At 67.4% G+C, this 25,831-nt stretch carries 3 protein-coding genes; all 3 read left to right on the top strand.

What is annotated here, in order from left to right; all coding sequences use genetic code 11:
• The first annotated feature begins 29 nt into the window (after positions 1 to 29).
• The 3 genes from AAF481_00445 to AAF481_00435 are packed head-to-tail and all read left to right on the top strand — an operon-like array spanning position 30 to position 25,831.
• On the top strand, positions 30 to 15,236 hold the full coding sequence (locus AAF481_00445; GenBank protein MEM7479613.1) for a beta-propeller fold lactonase family protein: 15,207 nt from the start codon (positions 30 to 32) through the stop codon (positions 15,234 to 15,236).
• Positions 15,237 to 15,282: 46 nt separating this feature from the next.
• On the top strand, positions 15,283 to 17,052 hold the full coding sequence (locus AAF481_00440; protein MEM7479612.1) for a hypothetical protein: 1,770 nt from the start codon (positions 15,283 to 15,285) through the stop codon (positions 17,050 to 17,052).
• Positions 17,053 to 17,065: 13 nt separating this feature from the next.
• A complete protein-coding gene (locus AAF481_00435) occupies positions 17,066 to 25,831 on the top strand; it encodes a hypothetical protein (GenBank protein ID MEM7479611.1) in 8,766 nt (2,921 codons plus the stop codon).

The following is a 25,831-nucleotide window of genomic DNA, read 5'->3' as shown; positions in this document are numbered from 1 at the left end:
CGTCTGTCTGCAGGGTGGGAGGGCTTGCTGTGACGAGGTTTTCCTGGAGAAGGCTTCTCCATCCCCGGCCGGGTTTCTTCCTGGCAGCGCTCGTTCTGAGCACGCTTCCGCTCCGCGCAGACATCGAGAATCTTTCGACTGACCTCTCGGTCGAGAAGATCAACTGCTCCACTGCCGCGAGTTGTGCGGCCAGCGCCTTGGCCGGCGTCGTTCCCGGTGACCCGGCGGGCTTGACCTACCAGATCACGGTCTCGAACGACGGAACTCATCCGGTCTTCGGGGCGGCGGTGACCGACCCGCTTCCTGGCATTTTCTCGCCATCGACCTCCTGGTCCTGCTCCGCGTCGCCGGCCGTAGGCTCCGGTGAGATCGCGATCGTCGACTCCCACTCCGGTGCGTCCTCCCCTCGGGAGGTCGTGATCAGTCCGGACGGCGCCTTCGCCTACGTCGCCGAAGCCGTCGATGACCGCATTACGGTGTGGTCTCGGGATCCCCTGTCCGGCTCACTGACCCTTTCTTCCACCCTGGCACAGGGCGACCTGGCGGCCGGGCAGGACGGACTCGACGGCCCGGTGGCCTTGGCCCTCAGCTCCGATGCCTCGTATCTGTTCGTGGCGGCGAGTGGCGGCCATACGGTGGCGGTGTTCGACCGCAATTCCATAACCGGAGCTCTCACCTACAGCGATCACGTTGCAGAATCCGCCGGGACCCCCGGCCTGGATGGCGCGCGGGACGTGGTCGTGACCTCCGACGACGCTTTTGTTTTGGTCGCCTCGGGAATTTCCGGCGGCGTCGCCTCCCTGAGCTTCTCGGCGGGGTCGCTGACTTGGCAGAGCGAGGTGACGGACGGCGACCTGCAGGGCATCAACACCGTGGACGGCCTTGCCGGCGCCTTGAGGATTGCGCTGTCGGGCGATGATGCCTTCGCCTACGTCACCGCCATCGGCGACAGCTCCGTCAGCGCCTTTTCGGTGTCCGGCGTCGATGGTTCCCTGACCTGGCTGCAGACTTTGAAGGATGTCGGCCAGGTCGGCGGTACGGTGGCGGCTCTCGATACTCCGCAAGATCTACTCGTCGGGACCGAGGTCTACGTGGCGGCTCTGGTGAGCGACTCCATTTCTTGGTTCGCGCGCGATGCGGCTACCGGCCTGCTGACCTTCACGGACGACATCGAGGACTCGGATCCCGGCGTCGACGGGCTGGATGGCGCGATCGGCCTGGCCTTGGACGATAGCGGCGATCACCTCTTCGTCACCTCTTCCGAGGACAACGCCGTGTCGGTCTTCGTCCGTGGAGTCGCTGGCAGCCTTTCCTTCCTACAGGAGGTCGCGGTGAGCGGGCTGGGCGGCGCCCACTCGGTGGCGTTCTACGGCGGTAGCGGCGTCGGCAGCGACCTGGGCGATCACCTGGTGACCACCAGTACCGCCGACGGAGCGGTTTCCACCTTCCTGCGCAACATCGCCAGCAGTTGTTCCGGCGGTCTCGGCAACGCCGATCTCTCGACCACTGCTGACATCGCTGCTGGCGGTTCGGTGGTGTACCAGATTTCCGGCACCGTCGCCGGCACCGAGCGCGGCACGATTTCGAATACCGCCTCGGCGAGTGCCCCGGCGGGCTACACGGACGCTGCCGGTGCCGCCAACGCCGGCTGCGACGGCGACGCCGACAACAACTCCTGTACCGATACCGATCCCCTGACTCCGATGGTCGATCTCGAGGTGCTGTCCTTCGACTCGACGCCCACCTCGGTGACCCCCGGCGAGCGGTTGTCCTACACCCTGACGATCCGCAACAACGGACCGAGCACCAGCTTCGGCTTCCTGCTGCCGGATCCGGCGCCGGCGGAGCTCTTGAGCCCGCTGTTCGACGCCAGCGCGGGGACCATCCTGCCCTTCCATAGCTGGGTGGATCTGGTGCTGGCGCCCACCGGGCAGGTCACCCTGACGGTTGAGGGCTTGGTCTCCCCGGGGATCGACTACCGCGCCGTCACCGCTCTGGACCACACCGTCACCGTCGGCGCCCTGGCGCCGGAGGCGGATCCCACGCCGGGCAATGACTCCGGCAGTGAAAGCGACGCCCTGGCGCCAGTGGGCGACGTTTCGATCGTCAAGGACGACGGTCTGGATTCGGTGGAGCCCCTACAGGTGGTGCCCTACGTGATCGAAGTTTCAAACTCCGGGCCGAGCGATCTCTATGGCGTGGAGGTGGTCGACGACTTCGACGACACCCTGCTGTCGGCGGTTTCCTACTCCTGCAGCACCGGATCGGCGCTGCAGGCGACGGCCGAGGTGTCGGACGGCATCGACGGCGTCGACGGCCTGGGCTCGGTGACCTCCTTGGCCCTGTCGCCGGCCGGTGATTTCCTCTACGCCACCGGCCAGGGCGACCACGCCGTCGCCGTTTTCGAAGTCGACTCGGCCGGCGCCCTGACCTTCGTCGAAGTCCGCACCGATGGCGTGGGGACCGCGCCGGATCAGCCGAACGGCCTGCAGGGAGCGACCGACATTGCCCTGTCGCCGGACGGCGGCTTCGTCTACGTCACGGCCAATATCGATCACGCCCTGACGGTGTTCGCGCGCGACGGTTCCGATGGCACCCTGACCTTGGTCGAGGAACACTTCGACGATCTTGCGGGAGTGGACGGATTGGAGGGCGCTGCCGGGGTGGTGGTGACGCCGGACGGTGGATTCGTCTATGCGGCGGCGCAGGACGAGGACCTCATTTCCCGTTTCAGCCGCGATGCGGGGAGCGGGGCGTTGACCTTCCTGGGAACCACTTCCACCGGCTCCCTCGGCGGAGTGGTGGATCTCGCGCTCCACCCCAGCGGTCGCTTCCTCTACGCTTCGGCCACCACCGACTCGGCGATCAACGTGTATGCCATCGCTTCGGCGAGCGGGGACCTGACTCTGGTGGAGACGGAGGCCGATACAGCGTCGATCCTCCTCGGCGGAGTCACCGTGCTGGCGGTCAGCCCGGACGGCGACAATCTTTTTGCCAGCGGCACGACCGAGGGCGGCTTGCTGTCCTTCGACATCGCCGACGCTTCCGGCGAGCTGACCTTTCGCAGCGAGCGCTTCGCCGGTGACGGCGGCCTGGGCGGATCGCCGACGGGACTGACCGGGCCGGTGGGTATGGCGGTGATTCCGGACGGCTCCCAGGTGGTGGTGACCAATCCCGGCGGCGGCTCGTTGGTGCTCTTCAGCCGGGCGGGCCATGAGTTGACCTTCGTCTCGTCCACGGTCGTCGGCAATGCGATCTCGGCGACCTTCAGCCCGGGCGGCGAGTTCCTCTTCCTGGCGGACCGCGCCGGGAGTTCCGTCGCCGGTTTCCGGGACACCCTGGGCGCCACCTGTCCGGCGGCCGGCAGCGGCGACATCGATGTCACCGTCGACCTGCCGGCGGGCGCCACGGTCATCCTTGCGGCCGACGCGACGGTGGCCGCCGGCGCCACCGGGACGCTGGTCAACACCGCCACCGTCACGGTGCCCGACGGCATCGTGACGGATGCGGCGGCGGCCCATCCTGCCGGCGTGTGCACCGACGATCCGAACAACAACCAGTGCACCGACACGAACGAGGTCGGGATCATCCTCGACCTCCAGGTGACTAAGACGGCGCTCACCGACCCGGCGATCCCCGGTGAGAGCTTCCTGTGGCAGATCGAGGTGTTCAACGCCGGCCCGTCGGCGGTGAGCGGCGCTGACCTGCTGGACGACTTCGACGACACCCAGCTCACCGCCGTGACCTGGAACTGCACCGGCAGCGGCGACGCCAACGCGGTGTGCGGCACCGCCTCAGGAAGCGGAGACATCGACATCTCGATCGATCTCGAGCCGGGGTTCGGCCTGACGGTCATCGCCGAGGGCTCGCTGCGCTCGAGCGCCGGCGTCGCCTGTACCTTCGACGCTTCGGCCCTCTGCATGACCAACACCGCCGAGGTCGTCTTGCCTGCGACCCACCTCGACTCGGACGGCTCCATTGTCACCACCGAGGTCGAACTGTCGCCGCAGGGCGACCTGCAAATCACCAAGACCGCCGGCGTGCTGGACGAGGACACCGGCGCCCTCGAGTTCCAGATCGAGATCAAGAACTGTGGCCCCAGCGACGTGACCGGCGCCACCGTGCGGGATGATTTTCCGGGGACCTACAGCTCGCCCACCTGGACCTGCGCCGTCACCGGCGGCAGCGGTCCAGCCACCGCCTGTCCCGCCTCCGGCAGCGGCAACATCAACGCCTTGGTGGACCTCGAAGCCGGCGATCCCACCGGCTGCAGCGGGGCCGGCGCGGTGACCTTCACCATCGACGGTACCGTCACCGCCTTGAACGGCGTGTTGACCAACACGGCGACGGTCACCTCACCGGGCGGCTTCTTCGACACCAATCCGAACAACAGCTCCTTCGTCAACGTCTTCCTGTCGGCGATTTCCGATCTGTCGATCATCAAGGACGACGGCGCGACCACGGCGGTGCCCGGCGAAGAGATCGAGTACTCCATCGTGGTGTCAAACGAGGGACCGGACGATGCCTTCCTGGCGACGGTGGAAGATCTGTTCCAGCCGGAGCTGACGGAGGTTCGATGGACCTGTTCTTCAGAGGCGCCGCCACGCGGCACGCTGACCTTGCTCGATACGGAGATCCCGGTCGAAACGGCGCGGGCGGTAGCTCTCAGCCCGGACGGAGCGTTTGTCTATGTGGCGCGGTCGCCGGGCGCCGTCGAAGTGTACGCGCGGGACACCGGCAGCGGTGAGCTGACCTTCGTCGAATCCCGCGAGGACGGAGTTTTGGGGGCCGGCGGCGCCACTGACGTGGCGAATCATCTGGTGGGCGCCGCGGCGATCCTGGTGACCCACGACGGCAGCCACGTCATCGTCGCCGCCGAGACGGACGGTGCGGTGACGGTATTCAACCGCAATGTGTCGACCGGCGAGCTGACCTTCGCCAGCGAGCGGGTCGAGGGTGTGGCCGGCACCGGTGGAACGCCTTCGCTGTTGCTGGGGGCCAACGGCTTGGCCCTCGACTCCGCCGGCGATTTCCTCTACGTCAGCGCCTTGGGCGATGAAGGGGCGGGCTTCTCCGGCTCCGGAGTGACGGTGTTCAGCCGTAGCTCGGGCAACGGCAGCCTCACTCTGGTGCAGGAAATCCCAGATTCGGCACCCAGCGATCAACTCCTGGCACTGCGCGCCCTGGCCCTTTCACCGGACGACGGCAATCTATACGTCGCCGCGGAGGAAGATGACGCCCTCACCGTCTTCGATGTCGACGGCGTCACCGGCGAGTTGACCTTCCGCGAGGCCTTGGATACCGGTACCGATTTGCTCGACGGCGCCTTCGATGTGCTGGTGAGCCCGGAGGCGGAAGGCAAGCACGTCTACGTGTCGGGCCGTCTGGACCAGTCCGTGGTGGTCTTCCAGCGGGCCGCTGACGGCTCCTTGACCTCCACCTCCCTCACTCGGTTCAAGGGCGATACCGGCGAAGGCGGCTCCGCCCAGGGGTTGGAGCAGCCCACCGGCATCACCATGAGTTCCGACGGCGTGCACCTCTACGTCGCCAGCACCGGGGACGACACCTTGAGTCCTCCGGAACCGAGTTCCATCGCCGTTTTCCAGCGCAACCCGACCTCCGGCAGCCTCAAGTTCATCGAGGTGATCAGCGACGGCGGTGCCTCACCGTTCTTGAGCGGGGTGGTCGATCTGGCCCTGGATTCCGGCGCGAGCCACCTCTACGCGACGTCGGTGTTCGACGATTCGGTGACCGTCTGGGAGCGGGCGGCAGCGCCTCCGACCTTCGCCTTCGCCGGCGCGGTCTTCGATACGGACGCCGGCGCCGACGGCCTCGACGGCGCCGCCAGCGTGCTGGTGGCCGGCGACCTGGGCGAGCACGTCTACGTGGCGAGCGCCGCCGAGAGTGCCCTGTCGGCCTGGGAGCGGGACCGCGACACGGGCGATCTGTCGCTCATCGAGGTGGAGCGCGACGATGCCGGCGCCGACGGTTTGGAGTTTCCGGTGGAGCTCGCCCTTTCCCCCAGCGGTGCCACCCTCTATGTCGCCAGCCAGGGCAGCGCCTCCGGCGACAACGGTCTGGCGGTGTTCGATCGCAACGGCACGACCGGTGACGTGGACTTCGTCGAGGTGTTGCGGGACGGCGATCTCGAGGGCGACGGGGACACCGTGGAGGGTCTCTTCGGCATCGCCGGCCTGGTGGTTTCTCCGGATGGCGTGTTCGTCTACGCGGCCAGCCGCTTCGCCGGCTTCGGCGGTGCCGTCAGCGTGTTCGAGGTGGTCGGCGGCAGCGGCGAACTGGACTGGCTCGCCACCTACACCAGCGGCGTCGGTGGGGTTTCGGGGCTGCAGGGCGCGCATGATGTGGTGGTGAGCGGTGATGGCGCTCAGGTGTATGTCGCCGCCTCGGAATCCGATGCGGTGGTGGTCTTCGGGCGCGACGGAGTGACCGGCGAACTGACCTTTCAGCAGGTGGTGCAGAGCGACGCGGCCGCCAACCCGGTGGCCGGCGCGACCACCGTCTCCGGGCTGGATCGGCCCCTCGGCCTGGCCCTCGACCCGACCGGGGCGAATCTCTATGTCGCGTCGGCGATCTCCGACAGCCTGCTGGTCCTGCGGCGCGAGGGCGACTCGACCAGCGACGACTACGGCGATCTCAGCGAGGTGCAGACGATCTCCGATGGCGATGCGAGCGGTTCCACCACCGTCGATGGCCTCAACGGCGCGCGCAGCGTAGCGGTGGCCGACGACGGCAAGTTCGTCTACGTGGCCGGTCAGGACGATCAGGCTCTGGCGGTGTTCGCGCGTGAGGCGACGGCCGGCGCCCTCACCTTCCTCGAAGCCCGCATCGACGGTGCCGACGGCGTTTCCGGGCTGGTCCAGCCGTACTCCGTCGCCGTCACCCGCGACACCCGCCACGTCTACGCGGGGGCCTTCCAGAGCGACAGCCTGGCGATCTTCTCGCGCTCCTCCGGTTCGCGCTGCACCGGCAGTGGCGTCGGCGACATCGTCGACCTGGTGGATATCGCCGCCGGCGGCTCGGTGGTCTACTCAGTCACCGCCACCGTCGATCCGGCGGCCACCGGGACCGTCACCAACACCGCCACCGTCACCGTCGGCGGCAGCGGAACCGTGAACGACCCGGCGGATCCCCACCCGACGGGCATCTGCGTCGGTGCGGCGGACAACAACTCCTGCACCGACACGGACACCCTGACCCCCGAGGCGGATCTCGAAGTCGAGAAGACCAACCGGGTCGACGGCGTGGTGCCGGGCCTCGAGACCACCTACGAGGTGGAGGTGTTCAACCGCGGACCGAGCAATGTGGTCGGCGGCACCGTAACCGATGACCTGTGCCGCGAGGAGTCCGGAGTGTGCACTCTGTTCGAGGGTTCCGCCCAGTGGACCTGTATCGCCGAGCCTTCCGGTTCCCTCGACTTCCGCCAGGCGTTGACCAATGGCGCGTCCTCGGTGGTGGGCCTCGACGGGGCGGCGGCCACGGCGGTCGATGCCGCCGGCCAGAATCTCTACGTCACCGGCTTGCTCGACGATGCGGTGACGGTCTTCGACATCGAGTCGGACGGCGATCTGGTGATCCGCGAGTCCCTGAATCCGGTGGGCCTGGACGGCGCCAGCGACGTGATCGTCAGCCCGGACGGGGCGCACGTCTACGTCACCGCCCGCACCGACGATGCCCTGATGGTGTTCGAACGGGACGGCGACGGCGGCCTGACCTTCTTGGAGTTGTTCCAGGACGATTCGGTAGCGGTGCCGGAGGCCGGTGCCACGGTGGTGGACGGCCTGGATTCGGCCTTCGGACTGGCCTTCGATCCCACCGGTTCTCACCTCTACGTGGCGGCTTCGAACGACAATTCGCTGCGCGCCTTCGGGCGCGACGCGGGGACCGGCCTGCTCACCGCCCTCGACCTGGTGCGGGACGGCGTCGGGGGCGTGGACGGTCTGGCCGGGGTGCGCGCCGTGGTGGCGAGCGCCGGCCAGGTGTATGCCGTCGGCGAGGCGGAAGACGCTCTGGTGCGTTTCGAACGCGATGGCTCGACCGGTGCGCTTTCCTTCCAGGGCCTGGAACAGAACGGTGTGGGGGGCGTCAGCGACATGGTGGAGCCCCGCAGCCTCGCCCTGGCCACCGACGGCCTCAACGTCTACGTCGCCGCCGCCGGCTCGAACGCCCTGGTGGTCTTCACCCGCGACCCGGGGACCGGCGCTCTGGCCTACCGGCAGAGCCTGGTCAGCGGTGTCGATGCCGAAGGCCTGCTCGGGGTCACCTCGGTGGCGGTGAGCGCCGACGGCTTCAACGTCTACACGGCGGCAGCCGGCGACGGCGCGGTGGCGGTGTTCCGGCGCGAGTCCACGGCGTTCGGCGACCTGAGTTTCGTCGAGCGCCAGCGCGACGGCGTCGAAGGCGAGGGGTTGGGTGGCGCCTCGTCCGTCGCCCTCACCCCGAATGGCCGCACGGTGCTGGTGGCGAGCCGTTTTGACGACAGCGTGGCGGTGTTCGGCCGGCCGGCGGATTCGAGCTGCAACAGCGGTACCTGCGATCCGGGGGTTTCGGGCCTCGACTGCGCTCTGGTCGACACCGTCGACGTGGCCGCCGGCACCCGCCTGCGCTATGAAATCACCGGTACCGTTGCGGCGGACGCCTGCTCGCCGCCGTATCCTTGTACCGACGAACTGGTCAACGAGGTCACCGTGGAGGTGCCCACCGGTACCACCGAAACGGACGCCTCGAACAACACCGATAGCGACACGGATCCGCTCTCGCCGCGGGTCGACCTGTCGATCACCAAGGCCGACGAGTTCGTCGAAGTGGTCGGCCTGGACGGTGCCGCCGATGTGGCGATCGCCAGCGGCGGCGCCCACCTCTACGCGGTGGGCCAGGTGGACGATGCTCTGGTGGCTTTCGCGCGCGACGACCTGAGCGGCGAGCTCACCTTCCTGGAGGCGCATCTCGACGACGACGGCATCGATGGCCTGAACGGTGCGCGGGCGGTGGCCCTGTCGCCGGACGGGCAGCACGTCTACATCGCCGGATCCGCCGACAACGCCGTGGCGGTGTTCAGCCGCGACGAGACCACCGGTTCGGTGACCTTCCTGGAGCAGGCGCGCAACGGCCTCGACGGCGTGACCGGGCTGCTCGCGCCGTCCGACCTGGTGGTCACCGCCGACGGCAGCCACCTGCTGGTGGCCTGTGAGGGAAGCAGCTCGATCCTCGTTTTCGCCCGCGACGACGACGCGGCCTCGGAGACCTTCGGTCGATTGACTCCGGTGGAAGTGCACGAAGACGGTATGGACGGAGTGGACGGCCTGGCGGGAGTGCGCGCGCTGGTGCTTGAGGGGGCGGATCTCTACGCGGCGGGCACCGGCGAGCAGGCCTTGGCGCGCTTCGCCGTGACCACCGTCGGTTCGCCGGTGCTGACCTTCGACCGCGCCTGGTTCAACGGCTCCGACGGCATCTCCTCGTTGCTCACTCCGCGCGGCCTGGCCTTCTCGCCGGACGGCTTGCACCTCTACGTCAGCGCCGCCGGTTCGAACGCGGTGGTCTTTTTCGAGCGCGCCGCGGCGGACGGGGCGTTGACCTTCCTCGGCGCCCGCACCCAGGGCGATGCGGGGGCCGGCGGCAGTCCCGATGCGCTGCTCGCCCCGGTGGCGGTACGGGTGGCGCCGGATCCGGCGGGAGCCGACGACGGCGGGCAGCATGTGTATGTCGCTGCCGCCGGCAGCGCGGCGGTGGCGGTGTTCGAGCGCGATGCGGGCAGCGGCGCCCTGACCTGGGTGGGCGCCCTCGCCAATGGCGAAATCTCCGGCGGCGAGGTCGTGGCCAGTTTGGCCGGCGCGACCGCCCTGGCCTTCGCGGACGACGGGCAGTTCCTCTACAGCGCCGCCTCCGGCGATGCGGCGGTGACGGCTCTGGCGCGAGATTGGGATTCGGTGGGCCTGAGCGGCAGCGGCGACCTCAGCCTGGTGGCGGCCCAATTCAACGGTGGCGGCGGCGTCGCTCCAGGCACCGAAGTGACCTACCTCATCCGGGTCACCAACGACGGGCCGAGCGCCGTGGTCGGAGCGCGGGTGACCGACATCTTCCCGAGCCAGTTGATCGATGTGACCTTCACCTGCTCGATCCTCACCCCCGGTGGGAGCTGTTTCGGCGGCAGCGGTGACATCGTCCAGGACATCAATCTGCCGGCCGGCGGCAGCGTCGAGTACCGGGCCACCGCCACGGTGCGGCCGGACGCCACCGGCTCGGTGGTCAACACCGCCACCGTGGCGGCGCCCGCCGGAGTGATCGAACTCGACGCGAGCAACGACAGCGCCACCGACACGGACACCGTCCTGACCGCCTCGGCGGATCTCGCAGTGCAAAAGTTCAACTGCTCCCTGCCGCTGCCGGCGGACCTTTCCACCTGCACCGCGGACGAAGAGACGACCGCCGTGCCGGGGCGCGACCTGGCGTACAAGATCACCGTCGACAACCACGGCCCGAGCGATGCGAACGGGATTCGGGTGACGGACCTCTTCGACGAGGTCCTCGATCAGGCGGAGTGGACCTGCTCGGCCACGCCGATCCCCGGCCTGCTGAGCGTGCCGACCTTCAGCCCGGTGCTCTTCGAGCAGGGCGACCCGATCTCCCTCCTCACCTGCGGCGGACCGGTGACCTCTCGCGCAGGACTAGACGGCGCCGCTGCCGTGGCGGTCAGTGCCGATGGCCGCAGCCTGTACGTGGCCAGCCGCGATGACCATGCGGTGGCGATCTTCGTACGTTCCGCCAGCACCGGTGCCTTGAGCTTCGAAGGAGCGATCCAGGATGGCGAACCGGCCTACGATGCGAGTTGCGCGGTGCTCGGCACGGTGGACGGCCTGGCCGGCGCTGCGGATGTGGTGGTGGATGCCGCCGGTAGCTATGTCTATGTCGCCGGGTCGACGGACGACGCCATCGCGGTGTTCGCCCGCGACTCCATCACCGGCCTGCTGACCTTCCAGAGCTTCATTCAGGACGGCGACCCGGCCGGCGGCGGCTTCGTCGATGGTCTGGGTGGGGTCGAGGCTCTCGCCCTGTCGCCGGACGGTGCGCATCTCTATGCCGCCGGCCGGGCGGACAACGCCGTGGCGGTGTTCGCGCGGGCCGGCAACGGCGACCTGACCTTCGTCGAAGCCCTGGTCGACGGCGTCGGTTCCGTGGACGGCCTGGCCGGTGCCGCGGACGTTCTGGTGGCGGCCGACGGTGAGCGGGTCTACGCGGTGGGTTCCCTCGACGACTCCCTGGCGGTGTTCGAGCGGAGCGTCGGCAGCGGTGCTCTGACCTTTGTCGAATGGATACAGGACGGCGACCTGCTGGGCTCCTCGACGGTGACCGGACTGGTTGGGCCGGCAGCGCTCGCCGGCAGCGACACGGGATCCTTCGTCTACGTTGCCGGCGCCGGCTCCGACGCCGTTGCGGTGTTCCAGGATTCGGCCTCGGGTCTGGCCTTCCTGCAAACGCTGGTCGACGGCGTCGATGGTGCCGACGGCCTGGCGGGAGTGGCGGCCCTGGCCGTTTCCGGCGACGGCGAGCATCTCTACGCCGGGTCCCCGGGGGAGGACGGCCTGGCGGTCCTGATGCGCGATTCCGCCTCCGGCTTGCTGAGTTTCGAGGAGGCCCTTCTTGGCCCCGGCGATGTGGGCCTCGACGGGATCAGCGGCCTGGTGGTGAGTTCCGATGGAGATCAGGTCTATGCCAGCGCGGCGGTGGGCGATTCGCTGGTCGCCTACGAGCGTCAACCGGGCTCCCGCTGCGGCGGCGAAGGCGCGGGCCGACGCCTGGTCGAGCGGGTGGATCTGGTGGCCGGCGGGCAGGCGGTGTTCGCAGTCCAGGGCCGGATCGTGCCGTCAGCCTCCGGCGACCTGACCAACCGGGTGACGGTGACCTCGCCGGACTTCGTGTCCGACCCCGATCCGGACAACAACGAAGCCGTCGACGTCAACGAACTGACTCCGGAAGTGGATCTGGTGCTGACCAAGGACGACGGCGCCACGGAGTCGGTACCGGGCACCGTCACCTCCTACGGCATCACCCTCGAAAATCTCGGCCCGAGCGATCTGGTCGGCGCGACCCTCGAGGATCTGCTGGTGCCGGAGGTGCTGTCGGCGACCTGGACCTGCGCCACGGACTCAGGCCTGGCCTTCGTCGCCAGCGAACTCCAGGGTGGCCTGTCGGGCGATCTGCTGGGCGCCTCCGCCGCGGTGGTGAGCGCCGACGGCCATCATCTCTACGTCGCGGCATCGGGTAGCGGTGCGATCAACGTCTTCGAGCGCGATCCGGTGACCGGCGTCCTGATCGCTCTGCTTCAGGTGCTGCGCGACGGCGAGGACGGCAACGACGACCTGGCGGGAGTGAGCGCCCTGACCTTGAGTCCGGCGAACGACCTCTTGCTGGCCGTCGCCGGCGACGACGATGCGCTGGTGGTGTTCGACCGGGAGAGCGATCCGGCCGCCGTAGACTACGGTGAGCTGACCTTGCGCACCGCGGCGCGCCAGACGGACGCCGCCGTCGACGGTCTCGAAGGGGCGTCGAACGCCACCTTCCACCCCTCTGGCGGATTTATCTACGTCACCAGCGTGGAGGACGAGGCGGTGGCGGCCTTCCGGTGGAGCGCCGGCGTCCTGACCTTCGTCGAGCGCGAGAAGGACGGTTTCGGAGACGTGGCCCTGGGCGTGCTGGCCGGCGCCTGGCGGTCGGTGGTCAGCTCCGACGGTGCCTTCCTATACGTGGTGGCGCGTACTTCCCACGCCTTGTCGGTGTTCGAGATCGACCCGCTGACCGGCGCTTTGACCTTCGTCGAGGTGCACCGCGACGGCGACACCGGGATTGACGGCCTCAACCTGGTCTCGGACCTGGCCTTGAGCCCGGGCGGAGCGCACCTCTACACGGCGGCCCTCGGCGACGACGCGGTGATGGTCTTCCTGCGCGACCAGGCGAGCGGCACCCTGACGCCCATCACGACCTACCGCGACGGCGATGCCGGCTTCGACCATCTGGACGGTGCCAACGGCCTCGCCCTCAGCGCCGACGGCCAGGATCTGGCCCTGACGGCGCTCAACGACGACGCCCTGACGGTCCTACGTCGGGATGCGGCGAGCGGCGAGCTGGCGGTGGTCTCCAGCGGTATCGATAGCACTGCTTCGAGCCTCGACGCCCCCGTCGCCGTCGCCTTCGATCCCTCCGGTGGGTATCTGTACGCGGCGGCCGGCGGCTCGCAGGGCGTTTCGATCTGGCAGCGCCGGGCGGCGGGGGTGTGCAGTGCCGCCGGCAGCGACGCCTTGACCGACCTGGTGGAGGTGGAGGTGGGCGGCCAGCTCGCCTACACCTTCGATGCGCTGGTCGATCCGGCGGCCGTTGGAACGCTGGTCAACACGGTGACCGTCGACGTTTCCAGCTCGACGGTCAACATCGGCGATACGACCGCCTCGGATACGAACACCTTGACGCCGCAGGCGGACCTCGCGATGACCAAAGACGACGGCGTCGAGGTGGCGGTGCCGGGCACCAGCGTCCGCTACACCCTCACCGCCAGCAATGCCGGACCGAGCGACGCCCCGGCGGCGCAGGTGACCGATCGCTTCCCGCCGGAGATCGACAGTGTGGTCTGGACCTGCAGCGGCCTGAACGGTGGAGCTTGCCCCAACGCCTCCGGTACCGGCGACATCGACGAAGTCGTGGTCCTGCCGGCAGCCGGCTCGGTGGAGTTCATCGCCGAGGCGGCGATCGATCCGGCGGCGACCGGCACCCTCGACAACACGGCGAGGGTGATGCCGGGGCCGGGCGTGGCGGATCCGGTGATCGACGGGCAGGAACAGGACACGGACAGCGACCTGCTGTCGCCGCAGGCGGATCTCGCCATCGTCAAGACCGCCGATGCCGACATCGTCGGCCCCGGCGCGGCGCTCCAGTACTTCCTCGAGGTCGTCAACGGCGGTCCGTCGGCGGCGAGCGGCGTGGAGGTGACGGACACCCTGCCGGCCGGCGTCTCCTTGGTCCAGGGGACCGGCACCGGCTGGATCTGTAGCGAGTCCTCCGGCGTGGTGACCTGTACCCTGCCATCGCTGTCGCCGGGGGCGGCACCGACGGTCACTCTCGACGTCACGGCCCCCCTCGCCGACGGTGCGTTCACCAACACCGCCGAGGTGGTGCTGGCGACGGATCCCGCCACCGGCAACAACGATTCCACCGTCGAGGTCACCGTCGATGCCACCGCGCCGGAGGTGGTCTCCGTCGGTACCGACGAAGACACCGGCGACGGCGAACTCAGCTCGATGGAGACGATGCGGGTCGAACTCGATCGCTTCTTCGTCACCTTCACGGAAGAGCTGGACAACCCGGCCGGTGACGGCGACCCGGGCGATGTGACCAACCCGGCGAGCTACCGGGTGATCGCCGCCGGAGCGAATCATCTGGTGGATACCGCCGGCTGCGGTCCGCTGGCCGGCGATGACTACGAGCTGCTGATTTCCGCCGTCGAGTGGGATGCGGTGGAGCGCATCGCAACCCTGGTGCTCGAGGCGGCGGTGGAGAAGCGGGACGACCTGTACGCGCTCTTCGTCTGCGGCAGCCTCGGCGACCTCTACGGCAACGCCCTCGACGGTGATGGCGACGGCTCCGGCGGTGACGACTTCGCGCGCTACTTCCGCCTGCAGCTGCGCAACCTGATCCTGAACGGCGACTTCGACTTCGGTCTCACCGGCTGGACGCCGAGCCCTGCATCACCGGGCGCCATCGCCTTCGACGACACCCGGGACGGCTGGGGCTGGTCCCTGTCCGGTTCACTGTTGATGCGCAATCTGGCCGGCGAGTCCTTCCTGGGGATGCAGCAGTGCATCAACACCGAGACCACCGAGGATCTGAGGCTGCTGTGGCAAGGCCACCTGATGGCGGATCTCGCAGCCGACATCTCGGTCGGGGTCGAGATCACCCAGTTCGAGGGACCGGATTGCAGCGGACCGATCGCCAGCGTCACCATTCCGGAGCACCGGCCGGAGGCCGTCGGGCCGCCGTGGATGGTGTTCGGCCGCACCGTGGAGCCGGTGTCGGGCCTGCGCTCGATCCGCCTGGAGATCCAGGCGGCGACGCCGCAGGGTGACGCCTTCGACCTGGGCGTTGACAGCTTGTCCCTGGCCGCCAGCGATGAGATCTTCAGCGATGGCTTCGAAAGTGGCGATACCACCCTTTGGACGACGGAGGTGCCGTGAGTACGGCGACGACGGATCGGCGCGAGAACCCGGTACGGAGAGATCCATGGTGAGAGACACTGGCTGGACGAGGGGCGTCCCGCGCGGCGCCGGGTGGTGGTTGGTCTTACTGCTGGCGGCGCTGCCGGCGGCGGCCGCCGAGCGCACGCAGACCTTCAACCTCAATCCGGGATGGAACTCGATCTTTCTGGAGGTCCAGCCGGAGGATGTGGCACCGGACGCGGTGTTCGCCGGCCTGCCGGTGGCGAGCGTCTGGACCTGGATCCCCGACGATACGGCGGTCCAGTTCATCCAGGATCCGGCCGAGGGTCTGATCGACCGGCCCGGTTGGCTCGGCTGGTTCCCACGGCCGCGACCGGAGTCGATCCTCACCAACCTGTCGGCCATTCACGCCAACCGGCCGTACCTGGTGCACCTGGAGGGTGCGGCTCCGGTCGAGCTCCGGGTGACCGGCGAACCGCGAGTGCGGGATCGCGGTTGGATCACCGATTCCTTCAATCTGGTCGGCTTTTATGTCAACCCGGCCCTGCCGGCCACTTTCGGCAACTATCTCGCGCCCTCGCCGGCCCACGCCGGGCAACCGATTTACCGGCTCGACGGTAGCGGCGTCTGGCAACTCATCGCCAGTCCCTTCTCGCAGCAGATCGAGTCCGGGGTCGCCTACTGGGTGTACACCGACGGTCCTTCGGACTACCGCGGCCCGGTGGAGATCGACCTTCCCGGCGGCACGGCGCTCGAATTCGGCGGTTCTCTGAGCCGGCTGCGCCTCAATTTGCTGAACCGCGGCAATGCTACCTCGCTGTCTGTTCGTCAGGTCGATGGTTCCCAGGTTCCTCTGACGGTGTTCCGTTTCGATACGGACACCGGCGAGCAGAGCTGGCCAGATCTACCGGAGGTCTATTCCTTGGCGGCGGGGCCCGACGAAGAGCTGCAGATCGAACTCGGAGTACGCCGTCAGGACTTTGTGTCGGTCGAAGCGGAAGGCTTGCTGGAGATCACCAACGGTCAGGGGTTCCGACGCTTCGTCGCCGTTTCCGCCGCCGCCGCTCTGCCTTCGGTGAATACCCTGCGCTCGGCCCGCGCCGCCGCGCGGGTGGGTGCGCCTCTGCCGGCGGCGACGCCGGGCCTCGAAGGGCTGTGGATCGGCGACGTGCGGGTGACCGGAGTGAGCGAGGCTCAGAACGGCTCGCTCACTCCCACGCCGGTCGGCGCCAACTTCAGCTTCAGAGTCCTGATCCACGTCGATTCCTCCGGCCAGCTTCGCTTGCTCAAGGAGGTCATCCAGATGTGGCAGGAGGGCACCATGGTGGTGGATCCGGCGAGCGGTGATCTGGTGGTGGAAACCCCCGGGTACCACGTGCTGGTGACCGACGACAGTCTGATCCCGAATTTCGACGGCGCTTCCGCCCGCGACGGTCAGCCGGTGGGCATCCGGGCCAGCACCGCCGCCTACGACTTCGACGGCGACGAGCAGTTGATGAACGGAAACTTCGCCCTCGGCGGTGCGGTGACGACCACCCTGCTGCTGCCGTCGGAGTTCCCGACCAACCCCTTCCGGCACAAGTTCCATCCGGATCACGACAACAAGGATCTGCGCTTCATCGAGTTCAGTCCGGAAGCCTATGAGGTGACCCGCAACATGACCTTCGACTTCGCGACCACCGATCCCTTCGGCCGCGACCTGCCGGAATGGGGATCGGAGTTGATGGGCGGCACCTACAGCGAAACCTTGAGCGGCCTGCACCGCAACGACATCGCCGTGGAGGGGACCTTCCTGCTGCGGCGGGCCTCGGCGCGGGCGGTGCTGAACGAGTAGGGAGAGTGGGTAGATGATCGGCTTCAAAACCAAGCTGGTGGCGTTGATCCTCCTCGCGGCGTTCACGGCGTCCGGGGCGTGGGCCCTGTGGCCGCTGAGCACCGGCAGTGCCGACGACGACGACGCGCGGGTGATCAAGACCGACGACCGCGGCAACGTCTACGTGGCGGGGGTCTACCAGAACACCATCACCCTGCCCGGATCGTCATCGGACGATGCCACCATCGGAGCCCAGGGCCTGACCGATCTCTACGTCGCCAAGTACTCGGCCGACGGCGAGCTCCTGTGGGTGGCGACGGCCGGCGGATCCTCCGTCGACGAGGTCAACGGGATCGCCATCGACGGCGGTGAGAACGTCTACGTCACCGGCTACTTCGTCAGCGAGATCCAGTTTCGCAACCAACAACTGGCGACCATTTCGCTGCCGCCGGTGGGCTTCGACGGCGACGACTACGAAGGCTTCGAGATCGTCGACTCACGCAGCGACCTGTTCGTCGCCAAGCTCGATTCTTCCGGCGACTGGGAGTGGGCGCGTATGGCCGGTGGCCCGGGCCATGATCGAGGTTTCGACATCGAGGTGATTCCCGGATTCGCCGGCGGCAACGATCCCATTCCCGACGGCGTGGTGATCGCCGGCGAGGCCAACTGCCCGGTGTTCTTGAACGACTCCGGTGAGTTGGTGGGCGACGACGCCTCGGAGCCCCAGCTTCACACCCAGTGGTTGTTCGATCAGAACGACGTCGATGACGCGACGTCCGGCTGCGGCGAGGCGTCGGTGCTGGTGGCGAAGATCGACACCTCGGGATCCTGGCAGTGGGTGCGCCGCGCCGGCACCAAGACCAGCCGCGAATGGGCCCGCGAGATGGCGATCGACGACGAAGGCAGGATCTTTTTGCTCGCCAGCTACCTGGACGACACCACCGTTCAAACCGCCATTCCCGAGGATCTTTCCTTCACCGGCGTGGCCGGCGGTGGGGTGCTCGAGTTCTACCACCGCTACGACTTCGATTTCGATGGTTTCGTAGCCAACGACGGCGGGGCGTTGGAGTACAGCTCCGACAGCGGCGCCAACTGGTACGACATCCTCGCCGGCGAAGCCGACAACGATCCCTCCAGTACCGCCGGCAACCCCCTGCGGTTCATCACCGGTGGGTATCCGACCGATCCCGGCGAGGACATCGAAGCCAACAGCAATCCGCTGGACGGGCGTGAGGGCTGGGCCTGCGATGTAGACAATCCCTGTCTTCTGAGCTTCGGTCTGGTGCAGGTGAGTCTCGACGACTTCAGCGGTCAGGATGTGCGCTTCCGCTGGCGGTTCGGCACCGACGACAGTGCCGGAGACGCCGGCGAGGGCTGGTGGGTGGACGACGTGGAGGTGCGCGATGCCACCGGCAATGTCCTCTTTACGGACGACATCGAGGGCGCGCCCACCCAGTGGCAGGTCGGCGCTTCCCTGGGCGGCACGGAGGTCTGGCATCAGGCCGGCGACTTCGTGAATGACGTCAACGGCGGGGTGCAAGCTTGGGAGGTGTTGGCCGACGACAGCCGGCGCGACCACCGACTGGAACTGGCGGACTCCCTTTCGATTCCCGAAGGCGAGCCTTCCCACTACATCGCCAGCATCGGCGACACGGACACCGCCAACCCCACCTGGAAGTGGGCCTACAAGTTCCCGGACGACGTGGAGGTGCACGACATCGCGGTGGACGACGCGGTCAACGTCTACATCGCCGGCACCTCCTCCGCCACCAATCTCACCTTCTCGACGGACTTCGGCGACACCCTCTTGACCACCCAGGGCGCCTTCCTCGGCAAGCTGACGGAAAACGGCGGCGAGCAGACCTGGGCGTGGCTCGTCGGCGCGACCGGCGGCCAGGGCTTCGGAGTGGCCCTGGACGACAACGACGGCGTCTACCTGGCGGGCTCCTACTCCGGCAACGCGAGTCAGATCACCAGCGTGCTGATGGACCCGCTCGATGCCGGGGGCGGGACCCAAACCGTCACCCTGCCGAGCGCCAACGGCGAAGACGTTCTGGTGGCCCGCCTCGACACGTCCGGTTCGCCGTGGACTTGGGTCCAAACCTCCACCGCCTCGGACTCGCCGGGGAACGATTACGGCCGCGCTATCGTCACCGATGGCGACGACGATGTGTTCGTCGCCGGTGACTTCGAGCAGGACCTACGGCTGGGTCCGGACGTCGGTCAGGAAGTCAGCGCGGTGGGCGGCACCGATGCCTTCTTCGGCAATCTCGAGGCCGATACGGGCGATTGGTTCGAGGTGCCGTTCGAGAGCTGGACGGTGGGCGCCGAAGTGCCGGCGCCGGCCGGCGCCGACGTCAGCCATCCCACCCAGTCGACGCCGGAGATCATCGCCAGCGGACCGGGCAACGCCATCGGCGACTACTTCTTCTGGAGCCCGCCGGCGGCCAACAGCTCGACGGGTCCCATCGGCCAGGGCGACGACCAGGGCCATCTCTATGTCCTGCAGCCGGTCAGCGCCGAGATCAAGTGGAAGGTCGACGCCGGCGATCTGACCAATCTCGAACGCCTCACCACCGTCGGGGCGTCGGACTGGCCGAGCGACTACTGCGGTGAGCCGGATTCGTCCCGGCCCTGCCGCCAGCTCCACATCGCCGGTACGCCGGCGGAGATCGAGCCGGACGGGTTGGATCTCGAGTACGTCAACTCGGTCAACGTGTTGAGCGATGGCTCCGGTGCCGAGATCAACGCCCAGACCAAGGTGTTGACCGCCACCAGCCCGGGTTTTGCGGTGTTCGGCTACTCGGAAGAGGTGGGCAACGTCGATCCGACCACCGCGCCGATCGTCTTCGAGATCGTCGAAACGGTGCCCTTCGACACCAGTCTGGTGCTCGACGACGGCTTGGTGTTCCAGGACGATCAGGCGTGCGAGATCGGTACGCCGATCACCTCGAATGTCGCCCCTCGGGTGCACACCGACTATCCCGGCAAGAACGGCTATGTGCTGTTCGAGAAGGCGCCCATCGACGCGGACGGCCCGGACCGAGCGCACGATCGGGACTCCCGCTCCGGCAGCATCGTGGCGGTCAACGAGGTGCCGCTCGATTCCGACGGTGACGACCTGATGGTGGTGGTGTGGTACCAGCTCAACGACCGCGGCGTCGCCTGGGGCAGTTTGCCCACCCGCTACGACTGCCAGTGGCCGGACAACCCGCTGAGAATCGTCATCGCCAGCCAGACCGGTTCCGAGATCTCCGGCCAGCCGGAACTCGACCCGGCGATCTACACCGCTATGCGGCTCTACAACCAGGACGACCCCTCGAAGCCCGGTTTCAACCCCAACGACGAGCACGCCTTCTTCGCGCCGGCCAATTCGTCGTCCGGGTTCAACGCGCTGTTCGCTCTGCGGGCCGATTTCACCGCCGCCGAGACGGTCTCCACCTCCAAGCCCTATTCGATCCTCAAGTACTTCGACGAAGGGGCGCAGGATTGGCGCTACCTGATCTATCAGGTGCGGGCGACCGGCGAGGGCTTCGACAGTTTCCAGTTCTCCGGCGTCGCCGGCAACAAGATCAACGCTCCTTATCCGGTGCGTCTGCTGGGCGGTTGCGAAGAGACCGCGGGCGCCGGCTCGCCGTTCTACCAGGACTATCAGAAGGCCGTGTGGGCGCGCTCCGCCGGTCAGGTGGTGGTGGAGTACTGGTATCCCCTGCAGCCCACCTTTCACTTTGACCGCGATGCCGACGACGCGGTGGAGTTCGGGCCGGGCCAGTGCATTCCCTGGCTGGGTGGAGATCCCAACGCCGGCGATCCGGTGGACACCCTCTACAACATCTCCTGGCCCTCGGATCCGCCGGTGCTGCTGGTCGGCGAAACCCTGGCGGAGCCCAAGTTCGGCTTGCCGGACATCATCAACCAGGCGGGGGTGAAGATCGTCTACGACGAGCTGCAGGAGAACCAGCTCGCCAGCGGCGAGTACGACCCCTTCAACACCCTGGCGCGGATCATCGATCCGCTCTCCGCTCGCTCGGTGATGATCGACGATCTGCCCACCTCGATCGCGACGGAGATCGACACGGCGACCGGTCAGACCGAGATCGTTTCGAACGCCGAGGGCACCATCCGGCTGCCTTTCAGCATACGTTCGCGCATCATCTACGACGGCCTGAACAATGAACTCAAGTGGAAAGGCATCTTCGATACGGCGGGCACCGGTGAAGACCTGTTGATGCTCAACGTGCTGACGGACCGCGAGCGGAGCCTTTTGAAGACCCTGGACGGCGGCGACGGCACCGAAGCCGAGGATTCCACCAAGACCTGTGAGGATCTCGACGACGCCTGCACCTGGGACGAGTCCATCGAGGCGCTCTACCGGTTGAGCCGCAACCCGAACCAGTTCGAGATCATCAACCCCGACGAGTGCAATACCGAGGAGCTGGAAACCGCCGTCGAGCAGGTGTGTGTCCTGTTTGAGAACATCGCCAATCCGCTGTGCGACAACCCGGACATCCTGGCGACCATCCTCGAGCAGTATGTGGTGTGCAGCGAGGTGCCGCCGACCCTCGATACGGAACGGCTGTTGATCGGCCTGCAGGACGAAAAGGGCATCACCGTTGAAAACGGCAGGCTGGTCGAAACGGAAGGGGCCGACGGCATTCCCGAGCCGGTTGAAGTCGCCGGCATTCCGGTGGCTCTGTCCGCCGGTGCGGCGCGCGGCACCGGCTATCTGACCCTCGCCTTCAACGAGGAGGCGAGCCTCAGCCCGCTGCCGGTGGACCTCCAGGTGATCCGCGTCGACTGCCTGGAGGTGGCCACCACGCCGCCGACCCAGAGCACCTACCAGGGCGAACTCGACGTCATCTTCCCGGACAACGTCTTCGATGAGCAGCTCACCCTGCGCCACAGCGGCGACTTCATGGGCCGCTCGTCGGACTATCGCTTCGAGTGGTTCTTCCACCCGGACGAGGACGGCACGCCGCCGGAGCCGCTGCCGGACCCGGACGGCGGCCAGCTCAACGGCTGGTTGCAGTATCAGCCGGACGGCGGCGACATCGGCGCCAACAGCATCACCATCAGCGGTTCTAATCTGCAGACCTTGTCGGACAACTGGTTTGTGGCGCGCTACCGCCCGATCGAACCGATCATCCCCTCCGGCGAGACGGAAGCGCTGTGCGGCGGCGGCTGGAGCTTCTATGCCGGCCAGCCCGGCTCCACCGCCCTCGAGGAGCGCGCCCAGCTCGCCCCCGGCTGGGTGGCGCGGGTGATCGACGGCCTCGGCCCCTTCGAAGCCCGGGTGCAGGATTTTCACGCCGCGCCCACCAACACCTACGCCAGCATGCTGGTGCAATTGGGGGAGCGCTACGAGGGGGACATCTCCTACAACCCGACGGCCGACAATCTCAACTCGATCGGTTTGATCGAAGCCTACGAGACGGTGCTGCGCCGGGCGCTGAGCCTGAGCGTGGACGGCACGCCGCCGGTGGACTACGCCCCGGTCAACCATCAGATTCTGCGCATCTCGTCGCGCCTGTCGGATTTCTACATGCTGCTCGGCAACGAGGCCTACGGTGATGCTCAGGATCCGATGATCGGCTTCGACGTGGCGAGTTCCGAGTACGGCTCCCTGGCGCCGGCCATCTTCACCTTCCAGAACCAGCTCTCGTCGCTCTTGGAGGAGGAACTGACCCTGCTGCGCGGCCGCGACAACTCCTTCGGGGCGGTCACCGCCAGTCCCCACTACAACCGTCTGCTGTGGAACTTCACCACCGGCGACGGCGAACTGGCCTACGCCCAGAACTACAACGTTTCCGATCAAAACACCGACGGCGTGATCGATGAGCTGGATGCTCAGATCCTCTTTCCGCAGGGCCACGGCGACGCCTGGGGTCACTACCTGACGGCAATGACCACCTACTACAACCTGCTGCGCCATCCGTTCTTCACCTGGCTGCCGCGCACCGGCGCGGTGCTGGTGGCCAACTCGCCGGTGACGGTGGACTTCCTCGACGAGCAGAAGTTTGCCCAGGCGGCGGCGGCCAAGGCGCGCGCCGGCGCCGAGATCGTGGACCTCACCTATCGCGATAGCTACGTGGAGGACCCGGCCGGCCAGTGGCAGGGCTACGAGGATTCGGACCCAGATCGCGCCTGGGGCCTCTCCGGCTGGGCACGGCGGGCGGGCCAGGGGGCGTATTTCGATTGGGTGGTGGCCAACGCCATTCTGCCGTCGGAGGATCCGGATCCGACCCATGTCGGTATTCAGCGCATCGATCGCAAGAACACCGAGGGGCTGGACCAGATCGCATCGCAGTTCGACGCTATTCAGGTGCAGCTCGACGAAGCCGATGCGGGGCTCAATCCTCTCGGCCTGGCCAAGGGCGTGGTGCCCTTCGACATCGATCCGGACCTGGTGGACAACGAGGCCGAGCCGTCGGCCGCCAAGACCCACTTCGAGCAGATCTACGACCGCGCCAGCGCCGCGCTGGAAAACGCCGCCGCCACCTTCAACTACGCCAATCAGTTGAGCGAGATGCTGCGGCGCAATCAGGACTCGGTGGACGCTCTGACCAACAACGTGATCGATCAGGAGCGCGCCTTCAAGGGCCGCTTGATCGAGATCTTCGGCTACCCCTATTCGGACGACATCGGTCCGCCGGGAACCTATCCGAGCGACTACGTGGGGCCGGATGTGTACCACTACATGTATGTCGACCAGACGGATTTGACCGGTACGCCGGAGGATCCCACGGACATCTTCACGGCGGAGTTTTCGGCCCTACCGGCGATGGAATTCTTCGACTTCGACGTCGGCAACCCGACCTGCAGGGACAATCCTTTCGATACCGGCTGCTCCCTGTCGAATCCGACCAACGACACCCTGTCGGTGGACTACCACGTCTCCCGCTCGCGGCGCACCAATGCCGCCGGCATGCCGCCGACGGCCGATTCCTTCTTCCTGGTCAAGCCCCCCGAGTGGACCGGCAATCGTCGCGCCACCGGCGAGCTGCAGGACCGTTTGTCGGATTTGCTGGTGGCGATCAACAGCTACGACCAGATCCTCGAGGAGTACGACAATCTCCTGCTGAGGATCAACGACCAGCTCGAAATCCTCGAAGCCCAGCACCGGCTGAGCAGGAAGCAGATCAAGATCCGCAACAAGCAGCGCACCGAGCTGGCCGACATGAACGCCATCCTCGGCACCCTGCAAACCACCTCGACGACCCTCAAGCGGGTGGCTTCGGGCATCGAGGAATTCGGCAAGAGCACCTCCCAATGCGTGCCCAAGTCGCTGGTGGTCGGCCTCTCTTCCGGCGGTGACGTGTTCGCCGGCGTGCGCTGTGCGGTGGAGCAGAGCAAGGGACACGCCAAATTCTGGGTGGAAACGGCGGCGGACGTGACGGACACGGCGGCCAACCTGCTGTCGTTGGCGAAGGAAGACGTGGGCATCCAGGCGGACATCGAGATCCAGGCCCTGAATGCGGAGTTCGCGGCCTTCTCCAAGCTCAAAGAGCTGGAAGCCACCCTGCGCCAGGAGCCGTTGCTGCGCCTGGAGGCCTACCAGCGCCGCGAGATCATCGACCAGAACCGCGGCAAATATCTGGCGGCCTTGGCCAAGGGGCAGCGGGTGCTCGAAGAGATGGTGCTGTTCCGCAAGTTCGCCGCCGCCGACGTGCAGCAGGCGCGCTACCAGGACATGACCTTCCGGGTGTTCAAGAACGACGCGCTGCAGAAGTATCGCGCCCAGTTCGACCTGGCGGCGCGCTACGCCTATCTCGCGGCCACCGCCTACGACTATGAGACCAATCTGGTCGGCACCGACGAGCAGGCCGGCCAGGCCTTCCTGTCGGATATCGTCAAGGAGCGGGCGGTCGGACAGCTCCTCGACGGTGAGCCGGTACCGGGCTCCCGCGGGCTGGCCGATGCGATGGGGCGCATGCGGGAGAACTTCGACGTCCTCAAGGGGCAGCTCGGCTTCGTCAACCCGCAGAGCGAAACCAACCGGTTCTCGCTGCGCCAGGAGATGTTCCGCATCCCCGACGAGGATCCCACCACCTTCGACGACCAGGACGACCAGGACTGGCGCCAGGCCCTGCGCGACCACTATGTGGACGATCTGTGGCAGTTGCCGGAGTACCGGCGCTACGCCCGGCCCCTGGCACCGGAGAGCGCCGGCCCGCAGCCGGCTTTGGTGATTCCCTTCGAGACCACCGTCACCTTCGGGCTGAACTTCTTCGGCTGGCCGCTGGGGCCCGGCGACAGCGCCTACGACGCCACCCACTTCGCCACTCGCATCCGCACCGTCGGTACCTGGTTCCAGGACTACGACGGGTTGCCGCTGTCGAACACGCCGCGGGTGTACCTGCTGCCGGTGGGAGCGGACGTGCTGCGGCCGCCGAGCGGCGACCTGTTCCAGACCCGCGAATGGTCGGTGGTCGATCAGGTCCTGCCGGTGCCCTTCCGCATCGGTGACACGCAGCTCGACGACCCGGATTGGATTCCGATCAACGACAGCCTGAGCGGCAGCTTCGCGGACGTTCGCCGCATCGGCACCTTCCGGGCGTTCCACGATTCCGGAGACTTCTTCGAGGGTGAGACCACCGCCGACAGCCGCTTGATCGGGCGCAGCGTGTGGAATCGCCGCTGGCTGCTGATCATTCCCGGCGGCACCTTGCTGAACGATGCCGAAGAGGCGATCGACATCCTGATCGACGGCAACGACCCGGGCGGCGACGGCACGCGCGACGGCGATGGCATCGACGACATCTTGATCTTCTTCCAGACCTATGCCTACACAGGAGTGTGA

The sequence above is a fragment of the Acidobacteriota bacterium genome, assembly GCA_039030395.1.
Classification (GTDB): domain Bacteria; phylum Acidobacteriota; class Thermoanaerobaculia; order Multivoradales; family JBCCEF01; genus JBCCEF01.
This window is presented reverse-complemented; position numbering and strand designations above follow the sequence as displayed.

What these genes read in the sequence shown, in the direction of transcription:
- AAF481_00440 (MEM7479612.1), top strand. Translation starts at nt 15,283, where the DNA reads ATGGTGAGAGACACTGGCTGGACGAGGGGCGTCCCGCGCGGCGCCGGG.
- AAF481_00435 (MEM7479611.1), top strand. Translation starts at nt 17,066, where the DNA reads ATGATCGGCTTCAAAACCAAGCTGGTGGCGTTGATCCTCCTCGCGGCG.